This is a genomic window from Hyphomonas jannaschiana VP2, from assembly GCF_000685215.1.
In the GTDB taxonomy this organism is placed as follows: domain Bacteria; phylum Pseudomonadota; class Alphaproteobacteria; order Caulobacterales; family Hyphomonadaceae; genus Hyphomonas; species Hyphomonas jannaschiana.
In genome coordinates this window covers 290,029-303,612 of record NZ_ARYJ01000003.1, presented here as the reverse complement: position 1 = coordinate 303,612, position 13,584 = coordinate 290,029, and the positions used below count along the sequence as shown (strand labels likewise).

At 58.0% G+C, this 13,584-nt stretch carries 12 protein-coding genes; 6 read left to right on the top strand and 6 right to left on the bottom strand.

Annotation, left to right across the window (positions count from 1 at the left end; all coding sequences use genetic code 11):
* The 3 genes from HJA_RS06165 to HJA_RS06155 are packed head-to-tail and all read right to left on the bottom strand — an operon-like array spanning window position 1 to window position 5,593.
* On the bottom strand, window positions 1-1,599 hold the full coding sequence (locus HJA_RS06165; protein ID WP_035579506.1) for a long-chain-fatty-acid--CoA ligase: 1,599 nt from the start codon (window positions 1,597-1,599) through the stop codon (window positions 1-3).
* A complete protein-coding gene (locus tag HJA_RS06160) occupies window positions 1,596-3,296 on the bottom strand; it encodes a carboxylesterase/lipase family protein (RefSeq protein ID WP_206741681.1) in 1,701 nt (566 codons plus the stop codon). Before HJA_RS06160 ends, HJA_RS06165 begins: the two co-directional genes overlap by 4 nt.
* Before the next feature lie 20 nt (window positions 3,297-3,316).
* Window positions 3,317-5,593, bottom strand: a complete 2,277-nt coding sequence (locus HJA_RS06155) for a TonB-dependent receptor (RefSeq protein WP_035579505.1) — start codon at window positions 5,591-5,593, stop codon at window positions 3,317-3,319.
* A 439-nt stretch (window positions 5,594-6,032) separates the two neighbouring features.
* On the opposite strand from HJA_RS06155, the gene HJA_RS06150 reads away from it, so the two are divergent.
* From HJA_RS06150 to HJA_RS06130, 5 genes are all read left to right on the top strand, one after another.
* Window positions 6,033-6,665, top strand: a complete 633-nt coding sequence (locus HJA_RS06150) for a TetR/AcrR family transcriptional regulator (RefSeq protein WP_081814579.1) — start codon at window positions 6,033-6,035, stop codon at window positions 6,663-6,665.
* 317 nt (window positions 6,666-6,982) lie between these two features.
* Window positions 6,983-7,786, top strand: coding sequence for an SDR family oxidoreductase (locus HJA_RS06145; protein ID WP_035579501.1), 804 nt, complete (start codon window positions 6,983-6,985; stop codon window positions 7,784-7,786).
* A 143-nt stretch (window positions 7,787-7,929) separates the two neighbouring features.
* Window positions 7,930-8,838: an ABC transporter ATP-binding protein gene (locus HJA_RS06140; protein ID WP_035579792.1), complete on the top strand. Its 909-nt coding sequence runs from the start codon at window positions 7,930-7,932 to the stop codon at window positions 8,836-8,838.
* Complete coding sequence (locus HJA_RS06135; RefSeq protein ID WP_035579499.1) at window positions 8,835-9,551, top strand: fluoroquinolone export ABC transporter permease subunit; 717 nt, start codon at window positions 8,835-8,837, stop codon at window positions 9,549-9,551. Before HJA_RS06140 ends, HJA_RS06135 begins: the two co-directional genes overlap by 4 nt.
* A 16-nt stretch (window positions 9,552-9,567) precedes the next feature.
* A complete protein-coding gene (locus HJA_RS06130) occupies window positions 9,568-10,305 on the top strand; it encodes a hypothetical protein (protein ID WP_035579498.1) in 738 nt (245 codons plus the stop codon).
* A gap of 9 nt (window positions 10,306-10,314) precedes the next feature.
* Here the strand turns inward: HJA_RS06130 and HJA_RS06125 are convergent, their stop codons facing one another.
* Window positions 10,315-11,721, bottom strand: a complete 1,407-nt coding sequence (locus HJA_RS06125) for an MFS transporter (RefSeq protein ID WP_081814562.1) — start codon at window positions 11,719-11,721, stop codon at window positions 10,315-10,317.
* A gap of 107 nt (window positions 11,722-11,828) precedes the next feature.
* Here HJA_RS06125 and HJA_RS06120 point away from each other — a divergent pair, with 107 nt between their 5' ends.
* Window positions 11,829-12,485 carry a carboxymuconolactone decarboxylase family protein gene (locus HJA_RS06120; protein WP_155839879.1) on the top strand — a complete coding sequence of 219 codons (657 nt, stop codon included), beginning with the start codon at window positions 11,829-11,831 and terminating at the stop codon, window positions 12,483-12,485.
* 30 nt (window positions 12,486-12,515) lie between these two features.
* Here the strand turns inward: HJA_RS06120 and HJA_RS06115 are convergent, their stop codons facing one another.
* Window positions 12,516-12,776 (bottom strand): hypothetical protein, encoded by a 261-nt coding sequence (locus HJA_RS06115; protein WP_035579492.1) that lies wholly within the window; start codon window positions 12,774-12,776, stop codon window positions 12,516-12,518.
* 158 nt (window positions 12,777-12,934) lie between these two features.
* On the bottom strand, window positions 12,935-13,420 hold the full coding sequence (locus HJA_RS06110; protein ID WP_035579491.1) for a cupin domain-containing protein: 486 nt from the start codon (window positions 13,418-13,420) through the stop codon (window positions 12,935-12,937).
* Between the last annotated feature and the right edge of the window lie 164 nt (window positions 13,421-13,584).

Below are 13,584 nucleotides of genomic sequence, written 5' to 3'. Positions count from 1 at the left end.
TTAGCCGCCGGCAACTTCCGGGGCACTGTAGATGCTGCGCAGGCGCTTCTTGTCGATCTTCCCGGTCGGCGCCAGAGGAATCTCGCTCAGGCGAATAATGTCTTCCGGAATCCACCAGGATGGCACCTGCCCCTTCAAAGGTTCCAGCAGCGCCTGATCGCTCAGAGCGCTTCCATTGCGGAACTCAACAAGAAGCAGGGGCCGCTCGCCCCATTTCTCGTGCGGCTGGCCGATAACAGCCGCAAGCGCGACTTCCGGCAAACCGGACACGAGCGTTTCGATTTCAGTCGGATTTATCCATTCTCCGCCGGACTTGATCAGGTCCTTGGCACGTCCGGTAATGAAGAGCTGGCCGTCATCATTCAGGCGAGCGAGATCGCCTGTCGAAAACCAGCCATTGCGTGTCGCCGGTTCCAGATGGCCGAAATATCGCTCTACAACAGATGTCCCCCGGACCCAGAGGTGACCTTCCTGCCCCCTCTGTTCTTCCAGCGGTTTGCCTGTGCTGTCCGCGAGCATGAGATCGATCCCGATCGCGGGCCGGCCAGCCGTGTCCGGCGAGCGCGCATCCCCCGGCGGCGCAGCGGTGCCGAGCGGAGACAGTTCCGTCATGCCCCATGTCGTCTGCACACTGATACCGCGATCTTCAATCCGCTTCATAAGGGCTGGATGCATCGGGGCGCCCCCGACCATCACACTTTTCAATGTTGGAAACGCCAGGCCAACCGCATCGGCATAGTCGAACACGCCCAGCCATACCGTCGGAACCCCGACGGCGATGGTGACCCCCTCATCCACGATCAGGCGTGCCAGCCGCTCGCCATCTGTATGACGGCCCGGAAAAACGAGTTTTGCCCCCGTGGCAGGTGCCGAAAATGGAAGCCCCCATGCGCTGGCATGGAACATGGGAACAACGGGCAGCACGACATCATGCGATGTCATCCCAGAGACATCAGCCTGAAGCTGGCGCAATGTGTGCAGGAAGTTTCCCCGGTGCGTGTAAGTCACGCCTTTCGGATCACCCGTCGTACCCGACGTGAAACAGAGGCCGCAGGGGGTCGTTTCCGGAAACGTTCCCCAGGGCGGGTCGTCATCATCGTCCGTGAGCAGCTCTTCCATGAGCTGAGCTGACGGCAAGGCACCCAGGGTGGGCAAGTCCGCCTGCTCCGGATCGATCACCAGAATTTTCCTTATATGCGTCGCCTGCTGCACCACTTTTGACGCAAGGGGCGCAAGGTCTGCACTGACGAACAGGATCTCTGCTTCGGACTGTCCGAGCATCCAGGCGATCTGCTCCGCCGTCAGGCGCGGGTTGAGCGTATGGCAGACCGCGCCCATGCCCATGATGCCATACCAGCATTCCATATGCGCCTGCGTATTCCAGCAAAGCGTCGCTACCCGGTCGCCTTGCGACACGCCAAGCCTCTGGAGCATCGCGGTGACCCGCTTTGCACGGCTTCGCAGCCCCGCATAGTTTATGCGGCTCGTGCTGCCATCTGCGTGGGCCGTCACGACTTCCTTCCCGGAATGCCATTTGGCACCATGGTCGAGAAGCTTGTCGAGGGTCAGCGCATAGTCCTGTATCGAACCGTCGATCATTCGCATGCGGCTTCCTTTGGCGGCAGAGGGGGAGAGAGGATGCCGACATTCCAGTTCCATGGAATGTCACCGGCGGCGCGGCGGCGGCAAACCACCTCTTCGTGCAAGTCGAACCGCTCTCGGGCGAGCAGGTCCCAGGTCTTCGGCTCTTCGGCGAAAATCATGCCTGTGGCCGTATTGCCATAAGCGGGCCAGTCCGGGGGCCCATCGGCGACCGGCTGGCCATTCCGCGCGAAGCTGGCCCAATATTGCATCATGTCTTCCGATAGCGCCCGCTCCTCGTCGGTATCCGGAATCTCCGGCCATGGCGCGACGGCTTTTTTCATGGTTCCAAACACGTAAGGAATTTCGGAAGCATGGAAGGCACGCAGGCCAAGCCGGTCGGCCTCAGGATAGCTATGGTCGAACAGGTAGAAGAAGGAAGGATGTCCGTATGCGGTTTGGGATGCGGCGAGGCGCTCCGCCGTCCAGCCATACATGGCGTCACGTGTGGTGGCCAGCATGCTCGCATCCAGATTGTCGGAGGGGTAAAGCTCCAGGTAGCGGCCGGATAGTTCGCCATAGCCGTTCCGGATCGCGGCCTCATAGGCCTCGGCACTCTTTGGTATCGGCGGCAGGAGGAAACGGAGGGAACGGATCTCACCTTCATTGAAACCGGCAAGGACCGGCACAGGCGCTTGCTCGCCCTTGTCGAAAATCTCGACCATCTGGCCGGTCTCGTACACGCCGTCGATGACCGGGAACGGGAAGTAGCCCGCCTTGCGGGACAGGTTGACCAGCTTGTCCGCAGACATCGCGCGAAGGGCGCCGACATCGTCAGCGCCCATTTTACGGGCCAGCGCCTCACCGGTCGCCTCGGCAGACGGCAGGCCGCTGCGCTCTTCCTTCAGCGATGCCATCGTCACCATGTAGGCGCTTTCCGCAACGGCCTTGTCGAACAGGCCTTTCGCTTTGGGCGAGGTCATCAGCATGACGACGCTGAGGGCGCCGGCTGACTCTCCGGCCACCGTGACATTGTCGGCATCACCGCCGAAGGCAGAGATGTTCCGCTTGACCCATTCCAGCGCCAGGATCTGGTCCATCAGGCCGTAATTGCCGGAGATGCCCTGCCCGGACTCGGCGCTCAGCCCCGGATGAGCGAGGTAGCCAAGTACGCCGAGACGGTAGTTGATCGTGACGACCACGAGGCCCTGCTCGCTAGCCAGCCGTGCGCCGTCATACATGTCGAGACTGCCGGCGCCGCTGGTCAGCGACCCGCCATGAATCCAGACGAAAACCGGAGCCTTCTCTGCGTTTGCGGGTGCCCAGACATTGAGGCTGAGACAATCTTCATCGGTCGCGCCGAGTTCGGTCGCGTAGATATTCCCCGGCAGGGAGGCCGGTTGCGGACAGGCTGGCCCGAAGGCCAGCGCGGAGCGTTCACCTTCCCAGTCAGGAACCGCCTGCGGCGGCGCCCAACGACGCGCACCCGTGGGCGGCAGAGCGTAGGGGATGCCGCGATAGACTGCGACATCCCCCATGACCCGCCCCCGAACCATCCCCGCGGGCGTGTCCGTCACGATTTCGCCAACCGGCTTTCCAGCCTGTTCCGTTGCGCACCCCGCCACCAGCAGCGGCATGCACACAAGAATGAGCAGAGCAAACACAACCGCTTTCGGCATCATCTGCCACCTGCCGGCCGGAAAACCTGTCAGCATCGGTATCATCTCCGGTCTGCCTAGTACTCGTAGCTGAACCGGACGCCGACCGTCTGCGGGCGCACACGGGCATAGCGGCTGTCGAGGAAGCCTTCCGGATGGACGTAGGTGATCGAGCTGTCGTCAAACAGGTTCTCGACATAAGCGACGACTTTCCAGTCGTTTTTCGAGATTCCAGCCTGCGCATTCACGACCGTGTAGGCATCGGTGTAATCGAACGTCGCGGCTGGAACACCCGGCTGGCCCGGCACGTTCGGCAACATGGCCGGGAAGTCGCCGACATAGGCGGCCGTGGCGGTCACGAAGGCGTCCTTGTCGCCAATATCAAAATCGTAGCGCGCCGTGAGGGCTCCCTGGAAGTCGGGCATGGCGAGTTGCAGCCCTTCCTCGGCCCCCGAGATCGCGGCTTCCTCATCGGTCAGGTCCGTGATCTCTGTGTCGCTGATCGAACCGTTGGCGAACAGGCTGAAGCCATTGCCGGGATAATAGCCGATCTCGAATTCGAGCCCCTGGCTGACTGCCTTACCGATATTGGTCGCGAACTGGGCCTGGTCTGACAGGCGGTTGGCCTGAACCTGGATGTCTTCCCAGTTGATATAGTAGGCGGCGAGATTCGCGGTCAGTTTGCGGTCGAAGAAGGCGCCCTTCATGCCGACTTCATAACTGATGAGCGTATCCGAATCCGCGCCGTTCGGGATGATGATGTCGTTGGGGTCCACACCGCTGGCGAGGCCAGCACGAGCGTTCGCCACCGGCGAGCGGAAGCCCGTCGCAATCGACGCGTAAGTCGTCACATTGTCCACCGGCTTGTAGGAGAGGCTGCCCTTGTAGGACAAATTGTCGGCTTCGACCTTGAGCCCGTCCGCCGCAACAACCGGCGTAATCGTGAGAGCCGTATTGGTCAGGCCGTAGAGCGCAGCGACCAGGTAGTTGGAGTTGTAGCCACCGGCAAGGGTGTGAGACTGAACCGAGGTTTCGGTATAGCGCAGTCCGCCCGTCGCCCACAATTTATCGGAGAAGTGATAGGTCAGTTCACCGAACGCCGCCGATTCGATGGCGTCGAAATAGCCCTTGAAGCGATAGTAGTACTCATCCGGAAGGCCCGTCAGACCACGCGTATCGAGGAATTCCTGCGAAGAGCGGTAGTCGTAGTCGATGTCACGGCGCTTGTTGAAGTAGAAGCCGCCGACGATCCAGTCCCAGTTGCCGCCATCCGCAGACGCCAGACGGACTTCCTGCACGAAGTTTTCGTCATGTCCGACGGCATCAAGTGCAAAAGGAATGGTTCCGCCGAACGTGCCCGCCAGGTCGACGATGAACTTGCCGTCGATCTTGGAATAGTTCGAGGAACTGGTGAGAGTCGCGAAGTCCATGTCCCAGTTGGCCGTCAGGTTGTAGCTGGTCATGTCGGACTGGAAGAGGTCAGGACGATCCGTATAACGAATGAATTCACCCCGGTCCGGATTGGTGAGACTCGAATCCGCAGGCTCGTTATCCTCACGGATGATGAGCAGGCCGAGGTCGAATTTGTCGGTCGGCTCCCACAGCAGGTGCGCGCGGCCACCGACCGCCTTCAATGAGTTCGCCCCTTCGATACCGGTCCCGAGATTATCGACCCAGCCGTCCTCATCGCGGTAAAAACCAACAACCCGCAGCGCCAGTTTGTCTTCCATGAGCGGGATATTGACCATCCCGTTATAGCGCTGGCGAAGGGCATCTCCATCGGTCAGGCCGAAATCGACCAGGGTGGACGCTTCAAACTTGTTCGGATTGGGCTTCTTGGTGAGAATGCGCACAGCGCCGGACAGCGAGTTCGCGCCGAACAGCGTACCCTGCGGCCCGCGCAGAACTTCCACCCGCTCCACATCGAACAGGGTCGGGTCGAGAATGGTCGAGTTGCCGTTCGAGGAGATCGGAAGCTCGTTGATGTAGATCGCGGTGGCAGCCTGCAGGTTGGCGCCGTAGCCGTTGGTGGCGATGCCGCGCGTGGTGATTGTGTTGAAGTTGGCCGTTGGCTGGTTCAGCACGATGCCGGGTGTTTCGCGGGCGAGGCCGTCATAGCTGACGATACCTTTTTCCGACATGGCTTCCTGCTGGAAAGCTGTGACCGCCAACGGCACATCCTGCAGGCTTTGTTCCCGCCGGGTTGCCGTCACGATGACCTTGTCCTGACGTGCCTCACCCTCGGGTGTTTCACGTGAAGTCTCATTATTCGTTGCATTATCCTGCGCGAACGCCGGAGCCGCCAAAACAGAAATCGAAATTGCTGACGCGGAAGCGAGAAGCCGTAGATTCATATTTTCCTCCCTAGGCGAAGACGTTTGGTCGCCTTTCGGGGGGCACTTGGAGACCAGTTGGAAGCGCATGTCAATAAAATTCACTCTCGTGTGAATGAAAAAAGTAAATCGCGTGACTTTGCCTCCGGATTTGCGGCCCCCTCGGAAAGAAACAGAAGAAAGACGGCTCGCGAGCGGGCCCTGCGGCACGCTCCGCCAAAGTTGGGTCAATTTCCTTCAGGTGGCAGACCGTGCTTCCGGAAATTGGATGCAACTGGCGACGCCAAGGCTAATCAGAAAGAAGCCCCCAATGCTTCCGGTCCGTGCAACTCAGTGTGAAGGTTGACTGAAAACACGTTACACCATTGATAAAATGGAACCGAGACAAGTGAATACCGTAGTGACCAAGCAAACGAACAACCGTCGTCGAATGTCGAAAGCCGAACAACGGGCGGAGACGATGGAACTCATACTCGACGAAGCCGAATACCTTTTCTCGAAAAACGGCTTCCACGGCGTGACCCTTAAAGACGTGGCCAAACGCGCAGGTGTCCACCACACGCTGCTGCACTACTATTTCAAGGACAAGAAACAACTCCTCGACAAGGCATTCGGCCGTCGTGCCGTCATCACGAGCACAACCCGGATCGAGGCCCTGGACGCTTACGAAAAATCCGCGAACGGGAAACCGACGGTCGAAGGCGCCCTGCGGGCCTTTCTCGACACCGACCTAGACCTTTACAGCCAGGGTGGCACAGGCTGGAAAAATTACGGCGCTCTCAGCGCGCAGATCGCAAACACGCCCGAATGGGGCGCCGAAATGATGGACGAGCATTTCGACCCGGTCGTCCTTCGACTGATCGATCTCCTGAAGAAGGCGATGCCGGAGTGCTCGGAAGAAGACATTTTCTGGGGATACCACTTCGTGAGTGGTGCACTTCTGCTCACGCTGGCACGCACAGGACGTATCGACAAACTGTCTGGCGGTATTTGCAAATCCGATGACTTCGAATCCATCAAGGAACGAATGGCGAAATTCATGGCTGCAGGCTTTCGCGAAGTCTGTAATCCACCCGGAAAAGCTGACCAGTAGGCACGTCAGACGGATTTGAATGAGTCTTTGTCCATGTAGACAAACGGCTCTCAGACACCGCGTCCTCCAAGATCTGCGGGGAGGCCTTTAAGCCTCTGAAGAGCGTTTCCCCCATCGTTCTACGCCACATACCAAGACAGATCACCTCAAGGCCCGTTCCCTTCAAAGGGTTATCCACACCGAAGAAGATATTGAATTGACTATTTAGTTAGGCGCCTTATCTTATTCGATCATAAGCACAGCAGCCCCCACGCCGAGCCTTCATCAATCGGAACACCAGGGGGGAACAGGAAACGTGTGCGTCAGGGAGACAAGGGATGCGCCCCAACTTCGAGGACATTTTCTCGGTCACCGGAAAGACTGTTCTGGTAACCGGCGGATCACGCGGCATAGGAGAGATGATCGCTGCCGGTTTCCTGGCCGCTGATGCCAAAGTCTACATTTCATCCCGCAATGAAAGCGCCTGCGCCGAGACCGCCTCGCGATTGGAGGAAACCTATGGCGGGGAGTGCATTCCCATACCTGCCGACTTGTCTGGTCTTGACGGCGTCCGGCACCTGGCAGCCGAGATGGCGGAGCGAGAGTCGGGGCTGGATATTCTCGTCAACAATGCCGGCGCCTCCTGGGGCGGCTCAATTGATGAATTCCCGGAAGCGGGCTGGGACAAGGTCATGAACGTCAACGTCAAGAGCGTCTTTTTCCTTATTCAGAAGCTCCTCCCTCTACTCCGCGCTGCCGGCACGGAACATGATCCGGCGCGCATCATCAATATTGGATCGGTTGATGGCCTGAAATCCTCCCGCTTCGACGTATTTTCCTACGGAGCTTCAAAAGCGGCTGTGCATCACCTGACACGCTTTCTCGCTGCACACCTCACGCGAGAACACATAAACTGCAACGCAATCGCACCCGGAGCCTACCCCACCAAAATGCTCGCATCCGGATTTGGCGGACGTATGGACGACACGCTCTGGAAAACGTTCGGTGACGCCAATCCCCGCGGACGCGTCGGCACACCGGAAGATATTGCTGGCCTGGCCATCTTCCTCAGTTCGCGCGCCGGCGCTTACGTCGTCGGCGAGGTCATAACCAGCGATGGCGGCGTGGTCGGCACAAGTTAGGCCAAACGGGTCTGCTGTCTGTTGACATATTCGTTAGGCGCCATATCAATATGAGTCACTCAGGCCGCTCCGGCGGAACAACAGGAGTTCTGGCGATCACGCCGAATTCGAAAAAGCTCTCCAAGGATAACAAGGATAAAGGGATGGAACCTCATACCGGCGCCGACATCATTGATGTCCGCAATCTTGTCTATACCTACCCGAAAACCACGAAGCCCGCAGTCAACGGCGTTTCCTTTGCCGTGCGCAAGGGAGAGGTGTTCGGCCTGCTCGGCCCTTCCGGTGCGGGCAAAAGCACCATCCAGAAGGTTCTGACACACCAGTTCCGGCGGCTGCAGAGCGGCTCCGTGACAATCCTCGACCGGGGGATCGAGAGCTGGGGAGCAGATTATTACGAACGGATCGGCGTCGGGTTTGAATTACCAAATCACTTCCTGCGCCTGACCGGCGCAGAAAACCTCCGCTTCTTCGCGTCGCTCTACAAGAGCAAGACTCGTGATCCCATGGAACTTATGGAGATGGTTGGCCTGGGAAAAGCAGCAGATGTGCGTGTCTCCGACTATTCCAAAGGCATGATGATGCGCCTGAATTTCATCCGTGCCCTGCTTCACGATCCTGATCTTCTCTTTTTTGACGAACCAACATCCGGCCTCGACCCCGTCAATGCCCGCATCGTCAAGCAAATCATCCGCGACCAGCAGGCCATGGGAAAGACCGTCGTGCTGACCACGCACAACATGTTCGATGTGGAAGAGCTGTGCGACCGGTGTGGCTTCATGGTGCGAGGCAACATGGCGGCGCTCGATTCGGTGGAGGCCCTCAAGGCGCGCTACGGCCAACGCAACGTGAAGGTTACCTACCTGAATTCGAACGGACAGCCGCACAATGAGGTCTTCCCGCTGGACGGCCTGGGCGCGAATGCCTCCTTCCAGAGCGCCCTTCGGGACCACGAAATTCAGACCATCCACAGCCAGGAAGCAACGCTTGATCAGGTGTTCGTTGAAGTCACCGGCGTGAACCTTGAAGCAGACAGCGAAGAGGTGGCTCCATGAGCCAGCTCATCAACATGCTGCGCTGGGACATAACCCTGCAGGCACGCAACTATATCTATGTCGCCAACGTCATCAGTACGGCGGCGATCATTGTGTTCGTTCTGCTCCTGCCGGTCGATCCGCTACCTGTTCCGGCCGCCTCCTTCTTCATCTTCACCGATCCCGCCCTGATCGGCCTCAGCTTCATTGGCGCCATCGTCATGATGGAAAAAGCCAGCCGGGTCCTGTCGGCCCTCGGGGTCACCCCATCTCCACCAAGCGTCTATGTGGCGTCAAAAACGCTGACCATGTCTGTTAACGGAATCCTCTCGGGTCTTGCAGTCGCCTGGTTTGCCCTGGACGGCAGCTTTGACTGGCCGCTGATGATCCTGTCGCTCATCCTCTCAAATACGGTTGCCGTTCTACTGGGCCTTGCCCTTGTGGCGCGCGCGCCCTCCATGAACGGGCTGATGATCATTCTCCTGTTTTCCACAACCATACTGTTCACACCGCTCCTGGCGCATTTCGGCCTCATCCCTGAGCCCGCGCGCTGGGCGTTTGCCTTGCTGCCCTCCTACGCCATGCTGATGGCGTTCAATGGCGCCGCAGACCCCAGCCTCCTTTCTGCTGCAGAATGGGGATATGCGCTTGGATACCAGGTTTTCTGGATCGCCCTTGGCTGGGTGTGGGCCCTTCGCGAATTCAAGCAATCCATCATCTCAGAAGGCCGGTAAGGCCAGGAGGTTCATCATGCGTGCCTTTGCCTCGATCATCTCACTGGATGCGCGCGGAATCATGCGCGACGGCGTCATGCTCATCAATGTCGGCCTGTCCGCGGTCGTTGTGGCGATCATCACAGTTGTCGGTTACTTCAATCACGACAATGCCACGATGGTGGAATGGTTTCCCTTCCTGATCATCATGTCTGTAATGACTGGCCCAAGCGGCTTTGGGTTCCTGTTCGGCCTGCTGATGGTAGACGAGAAAGATACCGGCGTACGCAGCGCGCTCGCGATTACGCCAATCCAGCCATCGGCTATGCTGCTGACCCGCACGGTTCTGATGACCATCTATCTTCTGCTCTGGCCGCTTCTGACCGTCCTTGTGATGAACATCACCTGGCACGCCCTGCCCATTACTTATAGTGAACTCGTTGTCGTGGCTGCCAGCCTTGCATTGATGGGCCCGGTCACGTCGCTTGGCGTCGCGTCCTATGCCGCCAATAAGGTTGAAGCGCTCGCCCTGTTCAAATTCATCAGCTTCATCATCATCTCCCCCCTTGCCCTGAAGTTTATCCCGGAAGATGCCGTTTATCGCTATTTCTTCCTGCTTTCGCCATCTGGCTGGGGCTATATGTCATTCGACGCTTTCGTCTCCGGCGCGCAGATGCCTGGCTTTATCTACGCGATAGGAGGCACACTGTATAACATGATCCTGCTTTATGCATGTGTCCGGTATTACCAGTCGACGCTCTACAAGACAGACTGAAAGTTTATCTCAGCTCGTCGCCGGCGCGGCACTTCCGGCGACAGCTTTCTCCTTTCGGCCATCCTTCGCAAGGTCGGCGGACCTCACTTCCAGTTCAGCGAGAATCTCCTGGTGCCGCGCGCGGGTCAGCGGATAGGTCCACATGACGGCGCATCCCACCAGGAACAAGATCCCCGGCACGATCGCAAATGCCAGACGTATACCGAGACTCGCAACCGCGCTCTGGCTTCCGGCCGCGGCGTCATAGCCGGTCAGGTCAAGCAGGAAGAAGGCAGCGGCCCCTCCAAGGGCGGTATTCAGTTTCACTGCGAACAGGAACACCGCGAAGTAAGCGCCGGCACGGTCCTCCCCCGTTTTCCAGCGGTCAAAATCGATGATGTCTCCCAGCAATGTGTAAGGCGCGATCAGGCCCGCACCGATGGAGAGAACCATGCCGGCGAACATTACCATATAGGGGATCAACGCCTGCTCGCCCGGCGCGAGGAGCGCAGGTGCGAGGATCCATCCAGCGCCCAGCGCCAATGAGATTGCCCAGGCGCGATGCTTCTGCATACGCAGCATCAATAGATACCAACCCGCGATGCCGAAGATGCCGAGAAAAACACCGCTGCCAAGCGCAACGGACACGTGCTCACCAAGACCAAGATAGGAATCGAGGAACACGAACTGCAGCGTTCCGTTCATGCCTGCCGCGAGACCACTAATGACGAAAGCAAAAATGAAGCGCGCGAACGGTCCATTTTCAAACATGGAGAACAGGAATTCCGGCCCGAGCTTCATGCCGCTCTGCCGCGGCAGCGACTCACCACTTGGGGCGAAGCGAACAGCAGAAATGACGCAGACCAGACCCAGCAGAACGAATATCACGGCCGCCACACGCATTGTCTCGAACGTGAACTCAGTTGTCTCAAACAGAGGCAAAAGTGGCACAAGAGCAAAGACAAATGCCCCAACGGCCGCAAACATGGTCTTCGCGAAAAATACGGTGGTACGGCGATTGTAGTTTTCCGTGATTTCGGCAGCCCACGCGTTGTGCGGCACCTCGATCATGGTCCAGCCAAAATAGAAAACAAGACTCCATACAGCGAAATGAATGAGTCCGGAACTTTCCGGGGGCGAAGACACGAACCAGGCGGCAAGCGCCGTAACGACAAAACCAAAAACGAGCCAGGGCTTCCGCGTTCCCCATTCCCTTTTGTATCGGTCAGAAAGAAGACCGATAACCGGGTCAGTAATCGCGTCAAAGATACGCGAAAACAGGACTACAGCGGAAATCGACGCCATGGACAGACCTGCATACTTTGCATACAGACCCGGCACAACGCCAATAAATGGTGCACTGATGAACTGAGATATAAGGGACGGTGCCGCAAGCGCGATCACTGCGAGTATTGTTATTGGCTTCTGACTGCTCACCCGTAGACCTCCTGTGCAACCGCTCTCTTCCCGTCCGCCCTAATCCGGCCACAAGCTACGGCGCTCGACTGATACGTCAGCTGCAGGTTTCCAAAGAAAATTGCACCTTGTCCTGCCAGGAATTCCCACTATTGTTAGCCTCCTTACTTTATGGTCGCAAGAAACTTTTACGGGAGGCACCCATGACCAATATTCCTTATCCTGAAACTGAAGGTCTCGATCCGCGTGTGCAAAACATGATCAATGTCTCGCCAAAGATAAACATCATTAAAGTGATGGCCCACGCGCCGGGAAACATGGAAAGTGTTCTGCGGCTCTCAGACAGCGTGCTTAACCGCGGTACCCTGGACCCCGTAACGCGTCAGGTGGCGCTCATCCGCATGTGCACTGTTGTTGGCTCGAAATACGAGCGCATCCTTCTCGAGAGCGTCTCGCGCGGCGTCGGCCTGACTGAAGAACTGATCCTTTCGGCCCGGCAGGGAAGCTCCTGCGAAACCTTGTCAGAACATCACCGCATGGCAGCCCGGATGGGCGAAGAACTTGCCGCCGGCCCGCGCCCTTCCCCCGAAACGTTCGAGTATTTTCGCCAGAGACTTCCCCTGAGAGAGCTTGTCGAGCTTGTGCAGGCAATCGGCTTTTACCTTATGCAGACCCGTCTGATCGAGACATTTGACATCTCGCCTGAAGATCCTCCGGTTGACCTTTCCAGCCGTCCGGATCCCAACAATGAAGCGCTCAAAGCCTGGCGGGAGGGACGCGGGTGACGAGCCGCGCGACGGCCCAGCCCTGCCCTGTTAGCGGCCTTTAAACAGGGCACCAGCAACGTACAGGACTGCGCCGCCCGCTGCGGCGGAAAGGCCTGCCATGACGGTATTCGCCGGATCGATCAGTCCCAGTAGCGTTCCGCCCTGCCAGGCGGCGACGGCTCCGATGACGCCCAACACGGGCCCAGCCACCGGGCCTGGGTCACGGCGCTTCATCAGAAGCCCTAAAAATTTTGCGACAACGGACCCTGTGACCACGACAATGATCCAGGACAGAGTTGTTGGTTCCATGTTCTACTTGCCTGCTATGAGTGATAAATGGGTTTGAAAGCGGACCTTCGACAGAGCCCCTTCAAACCAACCTTCTCCGCCATGGCGGAGCGGAGGAAGGGACCCGTCGCCCCATTCAGAAGGGTCGATTGGCCTCTTCCGGTACACGCTCCAGATCGTCAATCTGCGCTTCCACCAGCGCCCGCCTGAGCTCTCTGGAAGTCGAGGAATTCTTCCGGACTCATGGAATCCATGAGCTTGAACACTTCAAGATTTAGCTCGAAGGATTCGCCATCCTCACCATGTAGTTCCAGAAAACGCCCATCCTTATTGATCGCTGTCAGGATCACCAGAACGTCGGCAACATTCCCATCGGAAGTCATCGGCGTGTGGGTGGATTTGTAAGGTTCATAAGCCAGCGTACCTTCTGGAATTTCGGTATCATCATACTTCCAGGTGCCCGACAGTGTATAGGCGATCGCCGTGCAGTGATGGGTGTGCATGTGGTGGCGAGTATCGGCGCTGAAGCGTTGTACAAAGACAACCTGCTGAGCTGTTTCATCTACGTGAAGCAGTCTGATTGCATCATCCGGATTTTGAATGAACCGGTACCAGGGCTTGTCATCCATCGCATACAAAAAGCTGCCGTCATCAAGTTTTGCCACAGGTCTGTCCTCCCACTGCTCGTATCAGGTGCCGTCGCATGGACGGTCCGGCATATTAATAAGCCTCCTAACTTTTATTCGCAACGTATTTCCATAGGCAATATGCCCCAGGTCGAAAATTGTGCCCGAAACAGAAAGTTCCAAAGAAGGCGAATCAACGGCTT